The following is a 19,914-nucleotide window of genomic DNA, read 5'->3' on the forward strand; positions in this document are numbered from 1 at the left end:
TGCGGCATGTGCACGTTGCATTCGGTTGCTCCGCGCTGGGCGCCCCGGTCAACGATTGCTCGTTCTGTCAGATGCCGCTCTGCGCAGAGGGATGGCCGGCATGGTCCCGGCGCGATAGCTGCAATCCAACCGTCGTGCCGATCACTGCCAGTAACACCATGTAATAGCCCGGTCCCATGGGATGTTGCTTGGCCAGCATCACCACCAGCAGCGGTGTCAGCCCACCAAACACGGCATAGCCCAGGTTGTAGGCGAACGACACGCCGGACAGGCGCACTTCCGGCGGGAACACCCCGACCATGATGCGCGGGATTACCCCAAGCACACCCAGTGCGGCACCCAGCAGCGCATACAACGGAAACACCAGCTGTGGATCGCCGGCCAGGCGGTAGAACAACCATGCCGAAACGCCCAGCAGGACGCTGCCGATGAGCAGGACGCGCCCATTGCCGTAACGGTCGGCCAACGTACCGGCCACCACCGACCCCGCAGCCTGCAGCACGATCGCCAGACTATTTGCCTGCAGCGCTACTGCCGCCGTGTAGTGGTAACTGCTCTGCAACAGGCCGGGTGTCATCAACGACACCACCAGCACGCCGCCGGCCACCATCCAGGTCAGTGCCAACGACAGCAGCACACCAGGCCGATGATCGCGCAGCACCAGCTTGAGCGGGGTTTCGCACGCCAGCGCACGCATGGCGACCAGTTCTGCGAACACCGGCGTCTCATGCAGCCAGCGCCGCAAGTAGACCGATACCAGCCCGAACACGCCGCCCGCCAGGAACGGCAGCCGCCAGGCATAGTCGGCGATCTCGGCAGGGCTGAAGTGGCGGTTGAGTGCGCCGGCGCCCAGTGAGCCGAGCAACACGCCACCGGCCAGGCCGGCGGTCAGGGTGCCGCAGGCGAGTCCGGTGCGGTGCGCGGGGACATGCTCGGCGACGAACACCCAGGCGCTGGGCACTTCACCGCCGATCGCGGCGCCCTGCAACAGGCGCGCGCCCAACAGCAGCAGCGGCGCAGCGATGCCGATCTGCGCGTAGGTCGGCAACAGGCCGATGCACAGCGTTGGCAGCGCCATCAGCAGCAAGCTCAGGCCGAACATCCGTTTGCGACCGAGCAGGTCGCCGAAATGGGCCATCACCATGCCGCCGAGCGGACGCACCAGGTAACCGGCGGCAAAGATGCCGAAGGTCTGCAGCTGCCGCATCCACTCCGGGATGCCGGGAGGGAAGAACAATTCGCCCAGCACAGCGGCAAAAAAGATGAAGATGATGAAGTCGTACAGTTCCAGCGCGCCGCCCAGCGCAGACAAGGCCAGCGTCTTGTAGTCGCCGCGTTTCAGGTGCGGCTTCGGTGCAATGCCTGTGGATGGCTGGGTCTTCAAGGCGTGACATCCTGTAGCGGGTGATGGCGCGCATGCGCGTGGGCAGCAGTACAAGTGCAGGCGGCAATGCTAGCGCGCCAAGAGAGTCCAGCTTGCATGCTTGTAGTGGATGGCACGTATGCGGGTTTCGGTAAACGCGCGGTGCCTGCGCCCGTGGTAACGCATCAAGCGCGCAGGCTTGCCAACGCCGCTGCTTCGGCATGCAGCACGGTGGTATCGAACAGCGGTCGCGCTGCATCGTCGGCATCCACCAGCAATGAAATCTCGGTGCAGCCAAGCACGATCGCTTGCGCGCCTTGCCGGTCGAGGTCGGCCATGACCTGACGAAAATACGTGCGCGACCCGGCATCGATCACGCCCTGGCACAGCTCCTCGTAAATCACCCGATGCAGTTCCGCGCGTGCATCGGCAGGCGGTATGACGACTGTCAGTCCACGTGCTTCCAGACCCTGACGATAGAACGGCTGCTCCATGGTGAAGCGCGTGCCGAGCAGGCCGACCTGGGTGATGCCTGCCGCGAGCAAGGCATCGGCGGTGGCATCGGCGATGTGCAGCAATGGCAGTGGCGTTGCGGCGGTGATCGCATCGGCGACGCAGTGCATGGTGTTGGTGCACAGCACGATGAAGTCCGCGCCGCCAGCGTGCAGCGCACGCGCGGCGGCCGCCATCTCGCGTCCGGCGCCTTCCCAGTCGCCGGCGTGCTGCAAGCGTTCGATGTCGTGGAAGTCGACGCTGTACAGCAACAATCGGGCCGAATGCAGCCCGCCACGTTCGCGGCGAATGGCCTGGTTGATATGTCGGTAGTAGGGCAGGGTGGACTCCCAGCTCATGCCGCCGATCATCCCGATGGTTTTCACGAGCGGTCTCCTGGGTGCAACCGGGTTCGCCTGCATGGTCGCATACGACCTCAGTCGCGTGACAGCAGTGCCAGATGGCCGCCGGGACCTGCTCGTGCGCCGCGACGCCACTGCCTTGGGTGTAGTGCGCATGATGACGCGTGAGACCAAGCGCACTGCGCGCCTATAGCCCCATCGCTGTCGCGTCACTCGCCCGGCTTTGCGCCCTCCACCGGGGCATGCGTGGCAGCACGACGTGCCAGCACCGCTTCGCGATGGGCGATGTAGACGTTGGCACCGATGATGATGGCCGCGCCAATCAAGGTGTGACGCTCGATGGCCTCGCCAAACAACCACCAGCCCAGCAAGGCCACCAGCGGTAGCTGCATAAAGCTGATCGGCTGCAGCGCGGACACTTCGCCCATCTTCAGCGCACGCGTCCAGAACAACTGCCCGACAGTGCCGAAGATGCCGGTCGCCACCAGCCACAACCAGTCGATGCCGTGCGGCAAGGTCCACTGGAATAGCGCCGGAATCAGCGACATCGGCACCCAGAACACATAGGTGTAGAACACCACCGTATCCGAGTCGTCGCTACGCGACAGTTGCTTGATCTGGATCGCGACGATGGCGCTAATCACTGCCGCCAGCAATGCAATCAACAGCCCCGGACTGAAAGTGGATGAGCCCGGGCGCAAAATCACCAGCACACCGATGAACCCGGCCGCCACCGCCAGCCAGCGCCGCATGCGCACCTGCTCGTGTAGCCACACCACCGCCAGCACGGTGACGAACAAGGGCGTGGAATAGGACAGCGAAATCGCCTGCGATAGTGGTAGATGCCCGATGGCCCAGAACCCGCACAGCATCGAGGCCAGGCCAATCAACGTGCGTGCCAGATACTGCGGCAGCTGGCGTGTGCGCGGCAGCGTTTTGCCGGGCCCGATGAGCAACGGCAGCAATGCCAGCAACCCGAATGCATTGCGGAAGAATGCAATCTCGGTAGTGGCGATATTCTTTGATGCCAGCCGGATGGTGATGGCCATCAGGCCGAACGCGAGTGTGCTGATCAGCATCCAGACGGCGGCGCGCACGGGCGCCGATGCAGCAGTCACCAATGCGCTCCGATGATGCGCGGCTCCGGTTCCAGGATCACCGAGTAGCGCTCGCGTACCGATTCGGCGATGCGCCGCGCAAAGTCGAGCAACTGCGCGCCGCTGGCAGTGCCGTAGTTGACCAGCACCAACGCGTGGTCGGGGGACACGCCGGCATCGCCTTCGCGCTGGCCCTTCCAGCCGCATTGCTCGATCAACCACGCGGCCGATAACTTGCCCTGGCCTGGCTGCTCGCCGGGATACACCGGCATGTCGGCGAAGGTGGCCTGCAACGCGGCGATCTGTTCGCTGGGCAACAATGGGTTCTTGAAAAAACTGCCGGCATTGCCGAGCACATCGGGGTCCGGCAGCTTGCGTCGACGGATGTTGATCACCGCCTGCGCCACGTCGGCGGCGCCCGCCAGTTCGGCGCCCATGCTGGCCAATTCTTCGCGAATGCCTGCGTAATCCAGGCGTAGCTCATGCAGAAACGGCAGATTGAATTCCACCGCCACAATCAGATAACGCTCTGGCTGCTGCTTGAACACGCTGTCGCGGTAGGCGAATGCACACTCGGGCGCGGTCATCCGCACAAACTGCTGGCTAAGCCGATCGAACGCCTCCACCACGTGGATGAAGTCGCCCACCTGCGCGCCATAGGCACCGATGTTCTGGATCGGGCTGGCGCCGACAGTGCCGGGGATCAATGCCAGATTTTCCAGGCCCGACAAGCCTTGCTGCAACGAATACAGCACCAACGCATGCCAGTTCACACCGGCCCCGGCGCGCACGATGGCGTGGTCGGCATGGTGCGCGATGATGGCGATGTCGCGGTTTTCGAAACACAGCACATAACCTTGCGGGTCGCCGGCCAACAGCACATTGCTGCCGCTGCCCAGCACCAGCAATGGAAGCTCGGCGATCTCCGGCGCGGCCAGCGCCTGCGGCAGTGCCTCGGGCGTGTGGATGCTCAGCAACCAGCGCGCCGTTGCCTCGACATGAAACGTGTTGAGCGCACGCAGCGGCGCATGCGCGCTCAAGCTCCAGCCGGTCTGCACTGCATCGCTCATAGCGGCGAGACCGCGCCACCGCTGGGCGCTTCGCGGCGACGACGGATGGCATCGACGCACTCGCCGATCAACGGCGGCCCGCGATACACCAGGCCGCTATAGCACTGCACCAGGCTCGCACCGGCCGCCATTTTGGCTAATGCATCGGCGCCAGAATTGATGCCGCCCACGCCGATCAACGGAATCGACTCGGGCAGGCGTGCGCGCAAGCGTCGTAGCACCAGGGTGGATTGCCCCAGCAACGGCGCGCCGGACAAGCCGCCGGCCTCACCAGCCAGCGGGTGATTGGCGATCAAGGTGCGCGTCACCGTGGTGTTGGTAGCGATCACGCCATCTACGGCCAGGTCGGCCAACACGCGTGCGGCGGCATCGATGTCGCGGTCGTTGAGATCCGGCGCCACCTTCACCAGCATCGGCACGCGCTTGCCATGTTGCGCAGCCAACGCTTCCTGGGTTTCGCGCAGATCGGAAATCAGCCGACGCAGCGCCTGTTCTTCCTGCAGCTCGCGCAAGCCGGCGGTATTGGGCGAGGAAATGTTGACGGTGATGTAGTCGGCCAGCGGATACACGCGCTCCATGCAGTAGCGATAATCGCTGGTCGCTTCTTCGTTGGGCGTGTCCTTGTTCTTGCCGATGTTGATGCCGAGCAGCCCGCCGCGTCGGCGCGCACGCTGCACATTGGCCACCAGCGCATCCACGCCCAGATTGTTGAAGCCCATGCGGTTGATCACCGCCTGGTACTCCGGCAATCGGAACATGCGCGGCTTCGGGTTTCCCTCTTGCGCGCGCGGTGTCACCGTGCCGATCTCGATGAAGCCGAAGCCCAACGCCAGCAGCGCATCGATGTGTTCGCCGTTCTTGTCCAGGCCGGCGCCAAGGCCGACCGGGTTGGGAAACATCAGCCCGAATGCCGGCGTCGGCAGCGGGACCGGTTGCTTGGCCAGCAGCGACGTGGTGCCGGTGCGGTAGGCGATGTCGATGGAGCGCAGCGCCAGCGCATGCGCGCGCTCGGCGTCGAGGGTGAACAGCAGGGGGCGGGCAAGCGAATACATGGGGTCAGTTCAATTTTCCTGCGAACACGCGGGTCTGGTATTGGAAGTCGATCTGCCCGTCCTGTGCGTGCGCGTCGAACAGCGTGCGCAGCGCGGCGAGCATCGGCGCATGGCGTGGGTCGTGTGCGAGCGGCGCGTACGAAGACGACAACAGGCGGCCGCGCAGTGCGTCGAAATCCAGTCGCTGCACATTGGGAAAGCGCGCCATCGCACGGAACCCATCACCGAACCACGCCTGCATGGTCGCATCGTCCTGGTAGCGCTCTGCCACCGCCGAGTAGTCGGTGCCGTAGTCCAGTAATAGTTGCTCGTAGCCGCGCAAGAAGGCGGTGGTGTCCAGTTCGCGCGAGTTCCAGTAGATCACCGCCAGCCCGTCGGGCCGCAGCACGCGCGCCCATTCGGCACGGATGGCCTGGGTGTCGAACCAGTGGAAGGCCTGCGCGGCAGACACCAAACCCATACTGGCATCGGCCAGCCCGGTGGCTTCGGCCGTGCCATCGATGGCCTGAAACTTGGGGAAACCCGCCAGCCATTGCTGCGCGGCCTCACGCATGGCCGGATTCGGCTCCACTGCCGTGACCGCATAGCCGGCTTCCAGAAACAGCCGGCTGGAAATGCCGGTGCCGGCGCCGATATCGGCCACCGCGGTCGCTGGGGTGATGCCAAGTTCGTCATGCAACCAGCGCAGCAACTGCGGCGGATAACTGGGCCGGTAGCGCACATAGGCCGCCACGCGGTCGTTGAAACGCTGGGCCGAGGAGGGCGCGGCCATGCTCAACTGTTTGCGGCCGCAAGCCAGGCCATGCCGCCAAAGAACAGCACGAAGATTGCAATGCCGATTAGCCACATGGCCGCTGCCAGCCAGCCGAGGATCAGCCCGCCGATCGCCAAGCCGTCGCCTTCCAGCCCCTGCGGGTTGCGGCGGATTTCTGCGCGCGCCAGGTGGCCGGTGATGATGGCGCACACGCTGCCGAGGAACGGGATCAGCGTCCAGCCGAGAATGCCTGCGACCAGGCTGACGATCGCCATGGCACTGGTCTGTCGAACGACAACGTTCATCATGAACTCCTAGAGATTGGCGGCAGCAGAGGGCTGGCGTGGGCCGATTATCCCAGAGCGGCCGCCCGAATGGCGTGCCGTCTGCGGCGGAAACGCGATCGTCGGGCCATCAGTGGCCGGTGAGAGGGGCCAGAACTGTCTGATTGCGTGGGGCAGGGAGCCGTTACCGATGGGCTCCGGTCCCGGCCGAGACGTCATCGGCTCTCGGCAAACCGCTGCGTGGCGCGTGCCGTTCTCTTTATCGCGATTGCGGGCCGCCCGTAGCAGGGTGGTGGCCATGCGACAGCTGCAGCGCGCCGGCCGTGGCCGGGCGCGCTGCGATGCCATCGATTACAGATCGAACTTGATGCCCTGCGCCAGCGGCAGCGAGTCGGAGTAATTGATGGTGTTGGTCTGGCGACGCATGTAGACCTTCCACGCATCCGAGCCGGACTCGCGACCGCCGCCGGTTTCCTTCTCGCCACCGAACGCGCCGCCGATCTCCGCACCGGAGGTGCCGATGTTGACGTTGGCAATGCCGCAATCGCTGCCCGCAGCAGACAGAAACTTCTCGGCCGCTTTCAGGTCCTGGGTAAAGATTGACGACGACAGGCCCTGCGGCACGCCGTTCTGCAGGTCGATCGCCTCATCCAGCGTGCTGTACTTCATCACGTACAGGATGGGTGCGAAGGTCTCGTGCTGCACCACCGCGTCGCTGTTCTGCAGCCCGGTGACAATCGCCGGCAACACGAAGTTGCCCGGGCGATCGATCGCGGTGCCGCCTACTTCCACCGTGCCGCCGGCGGCCTTGGCCTTGGCGATCGAGGCCAGGAACTGCTCCACCGCGCCGCGGCTGTTGAGCGGGCCCATCAGGTTTGCCGGGTCGGTGGGGTCGCCGATCTTGCTGTCGAGCTGCTTGTACGCCTTGACCAGCGTCGCCAGCACGTTGTCGTAGATGGACGCATGCACGATCAGGCGGCGCGTGGTGGTGCAGCGCTGCCCGGCGGTGCCGACCGCGCCGAATACGATGCCGGGGATCGCCAGCTTCAGGTCGGCGGTGTCGTCCAGGATGATGGCGTTGTTGCCGCCCAGCTCCAGCAGGCAACGGCCCAGGCGGTGCGCAACCTTCTCGGCCACCGCGCGGCCGATCTGGGTCGAGCCGGTGAAGCTGATCAGCGGGATGCGGGTGTCTTCGACCAGCTTTTCAGACAAGGAAGTGCCGGCATCGTTGATCAGGAAGAAGATGTCCGGGAAGCCGGCATCCTTCAGCGCTGCGTTGCAGATCTTCATCGTCGCGATCGCGGTCAGCGGCGTCTTGTTGGACGGCTTCCAGATGCAGATATCGCCGCAAATCGCCGCCAAAAACGCATTCCACGCCCACACCGCCACCGGGAAGTTGAACGCGCTGATGATGCCCACCAGCCCCAGCGGCTGGTACTGCTCATACATGCGGTGACCGGGACGCTCCGAGTGCATGGTGTAGCCGTACAGCATGCGGCTCTGGCCCACGGCGAAGTCGGCGATGTCGATCATCTCCTGCACTTCGCCATCGCCTTCGGGTTTGCTCTTGCCCATTTCCAAGGCCACCAGCGAACCGAGTGCATCCTTGTGCTTGCGCAGCGCCTCGCCACACAGGCGAACGGCTTCGCCACGGCGCGGCGCCGGCGTGGTGCGCCACACCTTGAAGGCCGCCTGCGCGCGCGCCACGATCAGTTCGTAGTCGTCCGGCGTGGTCGCCTGCACATCTGCGATGACCGCATTGGTGGTCGGATTGAGCGGCTGCAGCACGCCGGCGCCGGTGGCCTGCGACCAGGTCGCCTCGCCGAGGTAAGTGCCGGAATTGGACGCAGCGAGGTAGAGCGCCTTGAGCAGGTCAGCGGACATGGAATCTCCTGGAAACAGTGGCGGTCGCGCGGCAGCCAAGGCCGGCAGCGACACGGGTAGCCGACGATTTTAGCAGGCTCCACCCACCCCCGGCCGGCTTGGCAAGCTGGCTGAACATGCGACAATGTCGTCCTTGGCCCCGTAGCTCAGCTGGATAGAGCGTCCCCCTCCTAAGGGGAAGGTCGCCCGTTCGAATCGGGCCGGGGTCACCAGGAAGTAACGGTTTAGCCGTTTCCACTTACGCTTGACGCCTCTACAGATTTCAGCATTTGCCAACAGGCTACTGCCACACCTGCCACAGCTGATCCGTACTTCAGCTATTGAAGCTTGATAGATAACAAGGGACTTTATGAGGATTCATTCCGTAACTGTGGTTGGTTTGCTCGGCAACAACTCCGTAATCACGTACAGATTTAATGATGACCTTAATCTGTTAACTGGAAGGAATGGATCTGGTAAAACTACCATACTAAAGTTGGTCTGGTCGATTATTAGTGGGAATATATTATTGGCTTTGAAGGAAGTTCCTTTTAACAGCTGCACGATCATAACAAGTGAGTACACTTGCACGGTTGTGCGCACTGGAACTATGCATTGCCGAATTGAAATGAATGTAGGTGGTAAAGCTCTAATTTTTGAAGATGACGAGGAAGATGACTATCCAGAGTTAGCTGAGTCGGCAGAAAATAAGGCTGCTCCATACCTAGCGCCTGTAGGAAGCTCAATTTTCTTCCCGACATTCCGCAGAATTGAAGGTGGGTTCACTATGACGCCGCCGCCTCCGCGAACACGATCAAACTCGTTTTTTAGATCGGAACCTGAGATTGACGATCCTCTTACAGCGCTATCGCGCAAGCTTAGTGAAATGGATCACATTTTTGTCTCAGCTATCTCGACTCAAGATATCGTCAGTTTGCTTCTAAGAAGATATACGGCGATTTCCGAGGAGATAAATACTTATCAAGGTGAGATTTCCCGAAAGGTAATTGAAAAAATTACTCAGTATGAAAATACAAGAGGCGGCGGGATGGCGGCCGGTGAACTTCTGTCAGAAACCAAGGCGGAAATTGAGAAAATAGAAAAATTTAGATCCGCGGCTATGCTTCCACTTGATGCGGTGCGGATCTTGGTAGAAAGGCTCTTTAAGCATTCTGGTATATCATTCGGTCCTCGATTGAACTTCGGTGATGCTGCAGTTGCAGTTAATAGCGAAGCTCTGTCAGCTGGAGAGAAGCAGATGTTAAGTTTCATCTGCTATAATGCATTTTACAAAGATGCAATAATTTTCATTGATGAGCCTGAGTTGAGTTTACATGTGGACTGGCAGCGGCAGCTTTATTCGATTTTGAATTCTCAAAGTTCAGGAAATCAATTTATCTTCGCTACTCATTCGCCATTTATATACGCCAAGTACCCTGATAAAGAAGTCTCAATTGGTGTTGATAGGGGCGACCAGAATGGCTGAGAGTGCAAGGCCAACGGTTGAGGAGCTATATCATTTATTAAAGAATACTAGCCTTCCAACGGTACTGGTGGAGGGGAAGAATGATATTATATGCTATCGCGCAATCGAGGATGAGCTAGAGCAATTTGGTGTTGATATTCTCCCTGCTGGGAACAAGCACTCAGTGCTGAAATTGAGATCGATGCTGCTCGAAAGTCCCGTTAAATGTAAGGTCTTTTTTGTTGTGGACAAAGATCTTTGGGTACACATAACTCCTGAGGAGGATTATGATGGTGTAATCACTACCGATGGATACTCGATTGAAAACGACTTGTTTGTAGATGGTGAATTGGAGAGTTTACTAACTGCGGGGGAAAGAGTGATCTTTCTACAAGAGTTGAATGCGTTTATTGATTGGTACGCTTTTGCAGTAAGTCGTTCGTTGCAGAATAAAGGTGGTCAATTTAGGGCTCATCCGAGCAAAGTTTTGGATGCGCCAATGGATCCTGAATTGTTTGAAGGATTTGGAGAGGATGAGTACCCAGTTGATCTGAAAGAAGAACTTCTGACTTCTTACAGAGCAAAGCTCCGCGGTAAGTCTCTTTTTGCCCTATTGCTTAGGCGCCTTTGCGCAAATGGCCGAAAAGTAAAATTCAGTGATAAGCAGTTGATGGCAATTGGTGCAGCTCGAAAGGGGGGTAATTTCAGGAGAATTCAACTGAAGCTTAGTCAGCAGCTGCAGGATCAAATGATTTAAAATCGCAGTCGTTGCATAGCCTCCTGCGCGGCCTTGTCAATGAGACGGCGGTCGCGTTTGCAGCCTTCCATCTCTATGGGGCCAAGTGTATCTATCGGGGATGGCCGAACTTGGCGATGAAGCGCTTTAATTCGCTGCGCGCTTTGCCGGCTGTAGTAGATACTCGGCGGCGTACCAGTCCAGGTACCATTCCAGAATATGCGCTCACCACTGGCTGGCTTGCAAGGATCCGCATGCCATACTTCGGCTCAGTTTCTTCCGTGCTCAGATTTCTTCAATCTCATGAGGCCGAGTCGGCCGAGGGAGATGCGTTGACGGATGCCACTCTGGTGTCAGAGGAGATAAGCTCTTGCGCCTCGCCAATAGACTATGCCGTTGCCATTTATATGCGCCCTGGATCTCCGCGTAGAGCTTGAACTTTTCGTGGTGTTTGCCAATGGATCACTTGCGCGCGGGCCCGTAAGCGAGGGGCGTGGATTTGGTTACACGAGCGATATGACCAGTGGGACGAGAAGAGTTAGAATTCGCACGTTTGTCTAGGGTAAGGAAGAAAATGATCTCTGGAAATCCGCAGCGGGTGACAGCTTGGTCTAAAAGCAAATGGAAAAAAGGAGGGGCAAGAGGATTCATAAGGTCAAAGAGCCTGCGTGAAATGAAGGGCTAAAGCGCTTTAATTGAACTTGTGAAATGCATGGTTCTGGGGAGCCACTCTCGTAGCCGCTGGTGCAGCCATTTGGGACTCGGAACTGCCCAAGCCCTATCGTTCTTTTGAAATATTTTCCGGTTTCAGGGGCGGGGTAGTTGTTATGGTTGCCGCTGCAAATGTTTTTTTGAGACCTATTTTCAAAGTCCGTACTTGGAAAAAAAAACCGAAAAAGGCAAGAGCAATCTTCGTTTTTGCAGGCACGGTGTTTTCGATCGCTATGACCTTTTACACAACGATCGATGTCCTTAAAGATAATCGGTTGAAGCAGAAGCGCGACGGAGCTTGCACATGCATCTGCAAAAAGTCGGTCATTGACTAGGTCAGGAAATAGCCAAATTCAAATCATGGGTTAACAGGTCCTTTGAGCAATCGCTCATTGTTGACCTCATTCCGCGATACGCTTTTACGTACCGGCTTCGCGCCTAGCTTGTGCATACTGGTAGGTGAGCCAGCAGCAAAAATCCATGCAGCTATAGGCGTACCAGTCCTAAAAAATGAGGATGCAAGAATCGCCTGATACGATCCTATCGCGCGACAAATGCATCGCATAGCGCAATAGCGTCTGCGGCACGCCGTGGCTTTGTTACCGATGCCGCACCACCCGCACTCCCACCGGCCGTGCAGACTTATCCATCGATACCGATGAGATGCGGGTGTGGCGGAGCAGGGTGCCGAGTTGTTCGGTGGCGCCCAGGCGTTGGTCCACTTCCAGTTCGGCCACGGTGCGGGGGCGTTTGCGCTTGTCGGCATTGGCGAAGCGTAGGCGGTTGTATTCGGCCCAGCCGACCGTGGTGATGGCCGCCATCAGGGCGATAACCGGCAGCGCGCCGAGGGCGAACGGGTCGATGGCGTTGTGCTGTAGATAGAGCTCGGTGTACGCGCTGCGCAGGCCGAAGAACCAGGCGATCAGCGTGGCCAGCGGTGCCCAGAGATAGAAATAGACCATCCAGGCGCCGGCAGTGGCGGCGCCGTAGGCGAGACGGCGCGAGCGGCCGAGGCGTTGCGGCAGGTTGATGATGGGCGGGGTCATTGGATTCCTCGGTCGGGGCTCTTCCATCGCGCGCGTTTATTGCGGCGTGCGATGAGAGCGCGGGGGAAGGCGATGACGGCAGTGAGCATGCCGATCATCCAGAAGGCAGCGGGGTACCAGATCACCCAGAAAAACTGGCGTGCCAGGCCTTTTTCGTAGCGACGTTCGATGATCAGGCTGGTGCCGAACTGCAGCAGGCAGACCACTGCCAGCACTAGGCCATGCCAGCGCGGCAGGATGGTGTCGATATACAACGCAGGCGGCATCGCGATGAACTTGCCGAGCACCCACAGCACGATGATGAACAACATCACGTAGGCCCAGATCAGGCTCAGCGTGTATTCCAGCAACACTGCCCACATGCGCCGGCTGCGCCAGGCCAGTGCGCGGCGGCCATGGCTCAGCAGTACCTCGACGCCACCGCGCGCCCAGCGCAGGCGCTGCATCCACAGGCCGCCAAAGGTTTCGGGCATCAGGATCCAGCACAGCGCGTTGGGCTCGTAACGGATATCCCAGCCATCGAGCTGCAGGCGCCAGGAGATGTCGATGTCTTCGGTGACCATGTTGTCGGACCAAAAGCCGACGTGGTGCAGGGCCGAGCGACGAAACGCGCAGATCACACCGGACACGGTGAACAGGCGGCCGTACACGCGTTGGGCGCGCTTGATCAGGCCCACGATCGCGGAGAACTCGCCGACCTGCATGCGGCCCATCAGCGTGGTGCGATTGCGCACGCGCGGGTTGCCGGTAACGCCGCCGACGCGCGGGCCGGAAATCAGGTGGCCTACCATCCAGCGCGTTGCATGTGGATCGAGAATCGCGTCGGCATCCACGCACACAAGATAATCGGACCGCGCCGCAAGCGTGCCGACCCGCAAGGCGTTGGCCTTGCCGTGGTTTTGCTCAAGATGCACCACGCGCAAGCGCGGATGGTGATGCGTGAGGTCGTCGAGGACTTCGGCGGTGCGGTCGGTACTGCCGTCGTTGATGGCAATGATCTCGAAGTCCGCGTAGTGCTGCGCACTCATCGCTGCGATGGTTTCGGCGACATGCTTGGCCTCGTTGTAGCAAGGCATCAGCAACGACACGAACGGCTCGCTGGCCATCGGCGGCGGCTTGGACGGCCCTGGCGTGCCGCGTTCGCGCCGCAGGTAGTAGTAGATGCCGCCGATCATCCAGAAAAACGCCATGATGATCGGGTAGTAAAACGCGAAGTTGAACAGGGCGGCCAGTAAGAGGCTGGTCGTCATCGGTCATCGCTCGATATAGGGGAATTGGCGGGCCGAGATGGCTTCGCGCGCTTCGGGCAGGGACGGATGGCCGCCAATGAAATCGTCGGGGTAATACGCCAGATGACGCACGCCGGCCGCCAGCAGCAACTTGGAATGTGCCAGTAGCACGCCCTCAGGTAGCGGCTTGCCGGTGCGCCAGTCCACGGTCTGCAGTTCGAAGATGGTCTTGTCGAAACCATGTGGCTGCTGACCGACGCGCGTGGCCAGTTGCGTGAGCCACTGCTGCGGGTCGTCGGCCTTTTCCATGTAGGGCATCGCCATCAGCGCGGTGTAGTCGTAGGCGGCAGAAAAAGCGTCCAGACGCTGCGCAAACCACGCTTCGCTGTGCGGCTCCAGCACCGGCTGCGCGAACAAATTGCGCACCGTGACCAGCTTGGGGCGCCAGCGCTCTGCGGCGACCTTGAGCTGCTGAGTGAAGCCGATCAGCGCCTGCGTGCGCCTGGCCGGATCGCCGCCGCCGTAGGCCGGCACTTCGTCATCGCGCAGGTAGGCATCGTCATGGAACAGCAGGCCTTCGAAGTAGGCATTCGCAGCGAGGTCTTCGTAGACGTCGGCGACCAATTGGCGGGTGCGCGGGTTGCCCGGGTCCAGACGCGGCACATCCTTCGGGTCGTTCGCATGGATCTGCAATGCGGCCTGTTGCTGCGCGTCGGGCAGATGGAAGCCGAGCACCGGCAACCAGGCGAATACGCGCACACCGGCGCGGGTACGCAGCTGCCATGCCACGCGTCCGAACAGATCGGCGCGCATCGGCAGATGGCGGTTGGGGAAATACAGCGCATCGGCCGCGCCATCGCCATCCGGGTCGGCAAAGGCCTGCAGGAAGACGTGGCTGGGCCCGATGTCCTTGACGCGCTGAACCAGGATGTCGAGATTGCGCGCCAGCTGTGCGGGGTCTGGGTCGTAGACGTAATCCAGGTCGATCTGGATGGCGCGCAGCCCATCGCGCGACAGATCGCGGCGTAATTCGCCGGCCAGGTCGCGCACGTCGGGGTTGTTGAACAACAACAAGCGCCCGAGGCTGGCCAGCGATTGCCCATCCACGCGGTCGCGGCCTTGCTGGCCGATATCGGCTTCGTGCGAGCGGCCTTCCAGATCGAAACTGAGCGTCATGCCCAGTTGCGCGGCAATGGCGTTGCTGGCGCGGTTGTAGGCGGCATACGGCCACACCATCGTGCGCGGCGGCTTGCCCAGATGCGCCACGATGGCATCGCGGCTATGCCGCAGATCGGTTTCGATGCGCTGGCGATAGTCGGCTTCGTTTTCGTAGCCGCTGCTCGCATCCCACAGCCGTGTGACTGCCGCAGGGGTCTGGTTACCGAACGGATTGCCGGCAATGCCCTTATGCAGGTCGTCGCTATGCGAGCCGATCTCGACCAGGCCGCTGTCCTGCATCTCGCGCAATTGTGCCCAGGTGACGAAGTCGTCGCGGGTGAAGTCGCGCGGGCCGTACGGCACCACCTTGCCCGCAGGCAGTTCGACCCAGCTGGTTACCGGCGCGACCAGGGCGGGGTAGCCGTAGGCCTGCAACAGCGGAAATACCCGCGTATAGACGCTGCGCAAGCCGTCATCGAAGGTGAGTAACACCGGCCGCGAGGGCAGGGCACGCCGGCCGGCGCGTGCATCCAGCACCTGCTGCACGCTCACCGGGTGATACGCGTGCGAGCGCAGCCAATCCAGATGCGCGGCGAAGTTGCTGGTGGACACTGCGTAGCGATCCGGGTCGCCTTTGGCGGCGACGTCGTCGCGAATATCGTGGTAGCTGAGCACCAGCAGACCCGCATGCGCCGACGACGCGAAGGTCATCAGCAGCAGTGCGAGCAGCATCAGCGGCAGGCGGATCAAGGCGTACCTCCCCATCGGAAATCCAGGTCCAATCCAAGTTGTTGTTCGCGCCGGCCGTCGTAGACCGGGCGCGACCAGCTCACGCCATACGTCAACGCGCTGCCATCGCCCAGCGACCACAAATGCCGATACGCCAGCGCCGGCACCCATTGGCTGCCAAAGCCGGATTGGTAGGTCGGGCCGGCGGTGACTTCCAGACGCTGCCGAAACGCGTAGTCGTAACGCCGCCAGCCAATCTGTTCGATCCGCACACCCGCAGCCACGCCTGCGCTGCGGCGTGGGTTGAAGTAATCGACCACACGGTCGTCTTCGGCACGCCCGGCAGATGCAGAAATCAGCCCATCGATCAGCACATGCGGCCGTGCCCACAGCCGTTGACTGCCCGAGAGATCGAGCTGGTTACGCCGATTGCCATCGCTGTAACGCAGCTGGCGTGCCTGCAGGTCCCAGCGCGTTTCATCGCTGGGTGTCCAGCGCAGCGTCGCGCCGATGCTGTCGCCGGTGATGCCCAACCGACGCGCTTGCAACGATGCCTCCGGGTCGCGTGTGCGCCAGGCAACGCTGCCGTACCACGCATCGGAGAATCGCCAGCCCGCATCCAGTGCCCAGGCGGTGCCATCGCGATCGAAATCATCAAGTGCGCGGCCACCGTAGGCGCTCAGATCCAGCCGGTCGTAGCGGTAGTGCGTGCCCAGCCAGAAGCTGCGATAGCGCACGCGGGTGTCCTGAAAATCCGCCCAGTCGTCGCGCGCGCGCAAGCCCACGCGCCAGCGCTCGCCCAGCAGCGGCGATTCGGCTTCCAGCAGCGAGCTGCCGAAATGATTGCCGAGCGGCGAGGTTGCGGTGGCGCTGTTGTCGTTGTCGCTGCGTCCCCAGGCATGGCTCAGATGTACCTGCCAGCCGCGTTGGCGCTCCAGCGACGCACCCAGCCGTTGCAGGCCGACATCATCGGGGTACTCGGTGCGCAAGGTCTTGAACTGCGCATCGGCCAGATCCAGGCGATCGAGATCGCGCTGGTTTTCGACCACGCCGCTGCGTGCCTGTTTTTGATGCGGGTCCAGCGTCAGCGCGATCTGATTGCGTTGCAGGGCTTGCGTGGTGTGTCCGCGGCGCGATTCGATCGATGCCAGTGCCGCTTGCAGCTCGGCATTGTCGGGGCCAATCGCGATGTGCTCGCGCAATACCTGATCTGCACCGCGGTTGTCGTTGGCTGCAGAGCGTGCGGTGGCGAGTGCGACATCGGCGCTGAAGCGGTCCCAGTTTTCGTAGCCGCTGGTTGCGCCGGCACGACGTGGCCAAGGCGCTTGCGTCGCGGCCAGCTGCTCGAACAACGGCATCGCCTGATCGAAGCGTTCTTGCTCCAGCAATGCGTAGCCGAGCAGTAGTTGCGTGTTGAAGTCGTCCGGGCTGTGTTGTAGCGCTTGTCGCAGCACGGCTTCGGCTTCGGCAGGGCGACGCAGCCCCATCAGCGAATCGCCAACCGTCGGCAGCACGTAGCTGGGCACCTCAATGCCTTCCGCACGCAATGCTTGATAGTTGGCAACCACGTCGCGATGGCGCTGACGCTGATTGAGGGCAACCAGGCTGTCGATGCGCAACCGCGTCGCTTCCCAGACCACCTGTGGTGGTGCGTCGCGCTCGATGCGCGCCACATTAACCAACGCCTGATCGGTCTCGGCATAGCGGTGCGCGGCATCGACCGGCTCGGCGCTGGCCCAGCCGATCATGCGCGCGACGCGATCGTTGTCGATGCGCTCGCGCTCCTGCTGCGAAAACCAGTCCGGATGGCGCCACATCGCTTCTGCGGCAAGCTGCGCGCTGCCTAGATCGCTGAGCGTGAGCGCACGCAGCGTGTACGCGCCTTTGTCGCGCGGGTCTGCACGCAACACGCGTTCGTAGATGGCGAGCGCCTCCGCATAGCGCTGCTGGCCGCGCAATTGCTCGGCTTGCTGCATGGGCGTAAGGGCGATGGAGGCGCCAGTCACATCTGTCGACCGCACTTCGCCGCTGTGCGCCAGGGGCACACATGCGGCAAACAAGGCAAGGCTGATCAGGGGAGTGAGTGCGCCTGTACGGTCAGGACGACCGCGCTGCACGTGCATGTGCAAACAGGGGGGAAGAGAAGTTCACAAGCGATCCAGCTATGAAGTGCGGCGATACTGCGTATGCCCGTGTAAAGCGAGTGTCATCACTATGTTGATGAGATGTTCATTACTTGAGATCGGTTGGCATAAATGCGCAGTTCGGCACAAACGGAGGTTGCGGGTGCACGCGTGCAGCACGGAGCCGACGCAACGCTCGGATTCGCCTGTTGAAAGGACATCCGGCGCTGAGCGCATGGTTAAAGTACAAGGTGGAGCCTCACGCTGAGTCCGACGCAATTGCCGCGTTGGAGCAAGCGGGCTGGCAAGCCCGGAGACCAGCAAACTGCCAATCGCGCATTCATATGCATATCAAGGCATCCCTGTGATTGCACAAATAGATGCGCGTTGGCGGAACTTGTCGCCCCTGGGCGGCATTGACTGCACGATGGCGTGCCGGCCGTCTTACGGTGGCGTCCGGTATTTAAGTGATTTCTGTCACATAAATGCATTTGTCCGCATTTTCTTACAGGGTGGCCCCTACACGCTGCGTTGACCTGCTCTTAACGCTGCAGCACAGTGGCGCCGCATTCGCCGTGTCCAAGGGTTGTGCTGCCGTTTTGGCAGCCAGGTGCGGCGATGTGAGCAACGGCAGGCCCAGGTCTGACCGGTGCACAGGGGGCATGACAGATGTGGATGCGATCGGCGCCGTTGGCGCTGGCGGCTTGCCTATGGGCGGTCGCCGGGCTGGCGGCTGCACAACAATCGGCACCGACCAGCCTGGACCGGCAGGAGCAACTGCGCCAGGCCGAAGAGATTCAGCGTCGGCAGGAGCAGGAGCGCCAGGCGCCTTTCGCCGGCCCGCGCGAGGATGCCGAGCGCGTGGACGTACGCAGCACTGTGCTTCCCGAAGAAGCGCTGTGTTTTTCGATCACGCGTGTGCGCCTGTCGGGCGCGGGCCAGGATGCTGCGCGGTTCGCTTGGCTGTGGAAATCGCTGCGCCGTTACGAGGGGCGCTGCATCGGCCGCATCGGCATTGATGTCATTCGCCGTCGCGCACTGGATCGGCTGGTCGCGCGCGGTTTTGTTACAACGCGCATCGGCGTGCCCGAGCAGGATTTATCGCGCGGAGAGTTGCGCTTCGAACTGATGCCGGGCCGTTTGCGTGCGGTACGTGTGGTGTCTGATACCGGCGGTGCCCACTGGAAGACCGCCTTGCCATTGCGCACTGGCGATCTGCTGGATCTGCGCGCGATCGAACAAGCCGTGGAGCAGTTCAAGCGCCTGCCATCGCAGGACGCCAAGATCGATATTGCACCGGGCGAAGCGCCAGGCGAATCGGATCTGGTCATCACCTTGCAGCATGGGCGGCGTTGGCGCGGTGTGGTCAACGCCGAGGATTCGGGTGTGGAAGCCACCGGTCGCGTGCAGGGCGGGCTGGATGTGTCGCTAGACAATCCGTTGGGACTCAACGACCTGCTCAGTGTCGGCTACAGCCACGATCTGGCAACACGCGATGAAGAGCGCGGCACCCGCGGCAACAGTCTGAGCTACAGCCTGCCTTGGGGCTGGTGGACGGTTGCGCTGTCGGCGTCGTCGTACCGCTATCACCAGCGCGTAGACGGATTTTTGCAGACCTTCCAGTCCAGCGGCGAATCCAGTAATGCCCAGCTGGACATCCAGCGCGTCTTGCATCGCGATGGCACCAGCAAGACTTCTGCCGGGGTGACAGTGGGGCGGCGGCGTGCGCGCAGCTATCTGGACGGCGTGGAGATCGGCATCCAGCGGCGCGATACCAGTAGTGCCGAGTTCTATTTCACGCATCGGCGTTACCTGGGCGCGATGCAGCTGGACGTGCGCATCGCACACCGACGCGGCACGCCGTGGTTCAACAGCCAATGGACCGGCTATGACCCGCAAATCGGTTTCCCCAGCTTTCGGTATGGCGTGACCACGCTGGATGTGAGCACTGCGCTGCCGTTCAAGTGGGGTGCGGTGCCCATGGCCTGGGAAAGCAGCCTGCGCGCGCAGACCGCAGGCGAACTGTTGCTTGGCTCGGAATTCTTCACGATCGGCGGCCGGTACAGCGTGCGCGGCTTCGATGGCGAAGCGACCCTGGGTGCCGAAAAAGGCGCGTATTGGCGCAATACCTTGAGTTTTCCGGTGCAGCAGATCGGGCTCACGCCTTACCTCGGTTTGGACGCGGGACGCATCGATGGCACCAGCGCCAGCGGGCTGCGCAGTCGCAGTCTGGTGGGTGGCGCGGTGGGGCTGCGCGGCGGCTGGTTCGGCGCCAGCATCGATGCATTTGCCGGTTGGGCGATCCACCGGCCCGATGGATTTGGAAGTGCGCAGCCGGCCTACGGCGCGCGTGTGATCTACCAGTTTTGACATGGATCGC

At 61.6% G+C, this 19,914-nt stretch carries 15 protein-coding genes and 1 tRNA gene; 4 read left to right on the forward strand and 12 right to left on the reverse strand.

Features of this window, described 5'->3' with window-relative positions; translation table 11 throughout:
• Positions 1–67: 67 nt before the first annotated feature.
• The 8 genes from RQH86_RS02685 to RQH86_RS02720 all read right to left on the reverse strand — a co-directional run bounded on the left by RQH86_RS02685 (position 68) and on the right by RQH86_RS02720 (position 8,358).
• Positions 68–1,360, reverse strand: a complete 1,293-nt coding sequence (locus RQH86_RS02685; protein ID WP_311239587.1) for an MFS transporter — start codon at positions 1,358–1,360, stop codon at positions 68–70.
• A gap of 188 nt (positions 1,361–1,548) precedes the next feature.
• Positions 1,549–2,277, reverse strand: coding sequence for an aspartate/glutamate racemase family protein (locus RQH86_RS02690; RefSeq protein WP_311239581.1), 729 nt, complete (start codon positions 2,275–2,277; stop codon positions 1,549–1,551).
• 149 nt (positions 2,278–2,426) lie between these two features.
• Positions 2,427–3,338, reverse strand: coding sequence for a DMT family transporter (locus RQH86_RS02695; protein WP_055854833.1), 912 nt, complete (start codon positions 3,336–3,338; stop codon positions 2,427–2,429).
• Positions 3,332–4,384 (reverse strand): UDP-N-acetylmuramate dehydrogenase, encoded by a 1,053-nt coding sequence (gene murB, locus RQH86_RS02700; RefSeq protein WP_311239580.1) that lies wholly within the window; start codon positions 4,382–4,384, stop codon positions 3,332–3,334. The genes RQH86_RS02695 and murB overlap by 7 nt, the downstream gene beginning before the upstream one ends.
• On the reverse strand, positions 4,381–5,436 hold the full coding sequence (locus RQH86_RS02705; protein WP_115527649.1) for a quinone-dependent dihydroorotate dehydrogenase: 1,056 nt from the start codon (positions 5,434–5,436) through the stop codon (positions 4,381–4,383). Before RQH86_RS02705 ends, murB begins: the two co-directional genes overlap by 4 nt.
• A 4-nt stretch (positions 5,437–5,440) precedes the next feature.
• Positions 5,441–6,208 (reverse strand): class I SAM-dependent methyltransferase, encoded by a 768-nt coding sequence (locus tag RQH86_RS02710; protein ID WP_055854842.1) that lies wholly within the window; start codon positions 6,206–6,208, stop codon positions 5,441–5,443.
• Between the two features lie 2 nt (positions 6,209–6,210).
• The gene (locus RQH86_RS02715; RefSeq protein ID WP_055854845.1) at positions 6,211–6,495 is read right to left on the reverse strand and encodes a DUF4190 domain-containing protein; all 285 of its coding nucleotides are present in this window, start codon (positions 6,493–6,495) and stop codon (positions 6,211–6,213) included.
• A 330-nt stretch (positions 6,496–6,825) separates the two neighbouring features.
• Positions 6,826–8,358: an aldehyde dehydrogenase family protein gene (locus RQH86_RS02720; protein WP_311239579.1), complete on the reverse strand. Its 1,533-nt coding sequence runs from the start codon at positions 8,356–8,358 to the stop codon at positions 6,826–6,828.
• Between the two features lie 135 nt (positions 8,359–8,493).
• Between RQH86_RS02720 and RQH86_RS02725 the strand changes: the two genes are divergently transcribed.
• From RQH86_RS02725 to RQH86_RS02735, 3 genes are all read left to right on the forward strand, one after another.
• Positions 8,494–8,570, forward strand: a tRNA-Arg gene (locus RQH86_RS02725).
• A gap of 395 nt (positions 8,571–8,965) precedes the next feature.
• Positions 8,966–9,823 carry an AAA family ATPase gene (locus RQH86_RS02730; RefSeq protein WP_311239578.1) on the forward strand — a complete coding sequence of 286 codons (858 nt, stop codon included), beginning with the start codon at positions 8,966–8,968 and terminating at the stop codon, positions 9,821–9,823.
• Positions 9,816–10,559, forward strand: a complete 744-nt coding sequence (locus tag RQH86_RS02735) for a DUF4435 domain-containing protein (RefSeq protein WP_311239577.1) — start codon at positions 9,816–9,818, stop codon at positions 10,557–10,559. The genes RQH86_RS02730 and RQH86_RS02735 overlap by 8 nt, the downstream gene beginning before the upstream one ends.
• Before the next feature lie 1,289 nt (positions 10,560–11,848).
• On the opposite strand, the gene pgaD is transcribed toward RQH86_RS02735, so the two are convergent.
• Genes pgaD through pgaA form a run of 4 tightly spaced genes read right to left on the reverse strand, consistent with a single transcriptional unit; the run spans position 11,849 to position 17,387 of the window.
• Complete coding sequence (gene pgaD / locus RQH86_RS02740) at positions 11,849–12,295, reverse strand: poly-beta-1,6-N-acetyl-D-glucosamine biosynthesis protein PgaD (protein ID WP_115561893.1); 447 nt, start codon at positions 12,293–12,295, stop codon at positions 11,849–11,851.
• Entirely contained in the window at positions 12,292–13,545 is a 1,254-nt protein-coding gene (pgaC, locus tag RQH86_RS02745) for a poly-beta-1,6-N-acetyl-D-glucosamine synthase (protein ID WP_228325365.1), read from the reverse strand. Before pgaC ends, pgaD begins: the two co-directional genes overlap by 4 nt.
• A 3-nt stretch (positions 13,546–13,548) precedes the next feature.
• Positions 13,549–15,447: a poly-beta-1,6-N-acetyl-D-glucosamine N-deacetylase PgaB gene (gene pgaB / locus RQH86_RS02750; RefSeq protein WP_311239576.1), complete on the reverse strand. Its 1,899-nt coding sequence runs from the start codon at positions 15,445–15,447 to the stop codon at positions 13,549–13,551.
• Positions 15,429–17,387: a poly-beta-1,6 N-acetyl-D-glucosamine export porin PgaA gene (pgaA, locus tag RQH86_RS02755; protein ID WP_311239586.1), complete on the reverse strand. Its 1,959-nt coding sequence runs from the start codon at positions 17,385–17,387 to the stop codon at positions 15,429–15,431. Before pgaA ends, pgaB begins: the two co-directional genes overlap by 19 nt.
• A gap of 816 nt (positions 17,388–18,203) precedes the next feature.
• Here pgaA and RQH86_RS02760 point away from each other — a divergent pair.
• A complete protein-coding gene (locus RQH86_RS02760) occupies positions 18,204–19,904 on the forward strand; it encodes a ShlB/FhaC/HecB family hemolysin secretion/activation protein (RefSeq protein ID WP_311239575.1) in 1,701 nt (566 codons plus the stop codon).
• Positions 19,905–19,914 lie beyond the last annotated feature (10 nt).

The sequence above is a fragment of the Xanthomonas sp. WCS2018Noco2-27 genome (genome assembly GCF_031843525.1).
Classification (GTDB): Bacteria; Pseudomonadota; Gammaproteobacteria; order Xanthomonadales; family Xanthomonadaceae; genus Xanthomonas.

Excerpts from the sequence above, each read along its gene's own strand:
- RQH86_RS02690 (WP_311239581.1), bottom strand. The coding sequence starts at position 2,277 with ATGCAGGCGAACCCGGTTGCACCCAGGAGACCGCTCGTGAAAACCATC.
- murB (WP_311239580.1), bottom strand. The coding sequence starts at position 4,384 with ATGAGCGATGCAGTGCAGACCGGCTGGAGCTTGAGCGCGCATGCGCCG.
- RQH86_RS02705 (WP_115527649.1), bottom strand. The coding sequence starts at position 5,436 with ATGTATTCGCTTGCCCGCCCCCTGCTGTTCACCCTCGACGCCGAGCGC.
- RQH86_RS02710 (WP_055854842.1), bottom strand. The coding sequence starts at position 6,208 with ATGGCCGCGCCCTCCTCGGCCCAGCGTTTCAACGACCGCGTGGCGGCC.
- RQH86_RS02715 (WP_055854845.1), bottom strand. The coding sequence starts at position 6,495 with ATGAACGTTGTCGTTCGACAGACCAGTGCCATGGCGATCGTCAGCCTG.
- RQH86_RS02720 (WP_311239579.1), bottom strand. The coding sequence starts at position 8,358 with ATGTCCGCTGACCTGCTCAAGGCGCTCTACCTCGCTGCGTCCAATTCC.
- RQH86_RS02730 (WP_311239578.1), top strand. The coding sequence starts at position 8,966 with ATGAATGTAGGTGGTAAAGCTCTAATTTTTGAAGATGACGAGGAAGAT.
- RQH86_RS02735 (WP_311239577.1), top strand. The coding sequence starts at position 9,816 with ATGGCTGAGAGTGCAAGGCCAACGGTTGAGGAGCTATATCATTTATTA.
- pgaD (WP_115561893.1), bottom strand. The coding sequence starts at position 12,295 with ATGACCCCGCCCATCATCAACCTGCCGCAACGCCTCGGCCGCTCGCGC.
- pgaC (WP_228325365.1), bottom strand. The coding sequence starts at position 13,545 with ATGACGACCAGCCTCTTACTGGCCGCCCTGTTCAACTTCGCGTTTTAC.
- pgaB (WP_311239576.1), bottom strand. The coding sequence starts at position 15,447 with ATGGGGAGGTACGCCTTGATCCGCCTGCCGCTGATGCTGCTCGCACTG.
- pgaA (WP_311239586.1), bottom strand. The coding sequence starts at position 17,387 with ATGCAGCAAGCCGAGCAATTGCGCGGCCAGCAGCGCTATGCGGAGGCG.
- RQH86_RS02760 (WP_311239575.1), top strand. The coding sequence starts at position 18,204 with ATGTGGATGCGATCGGCGCCGTTGGCGCTGGCGGCTTGCCTATGGGCG.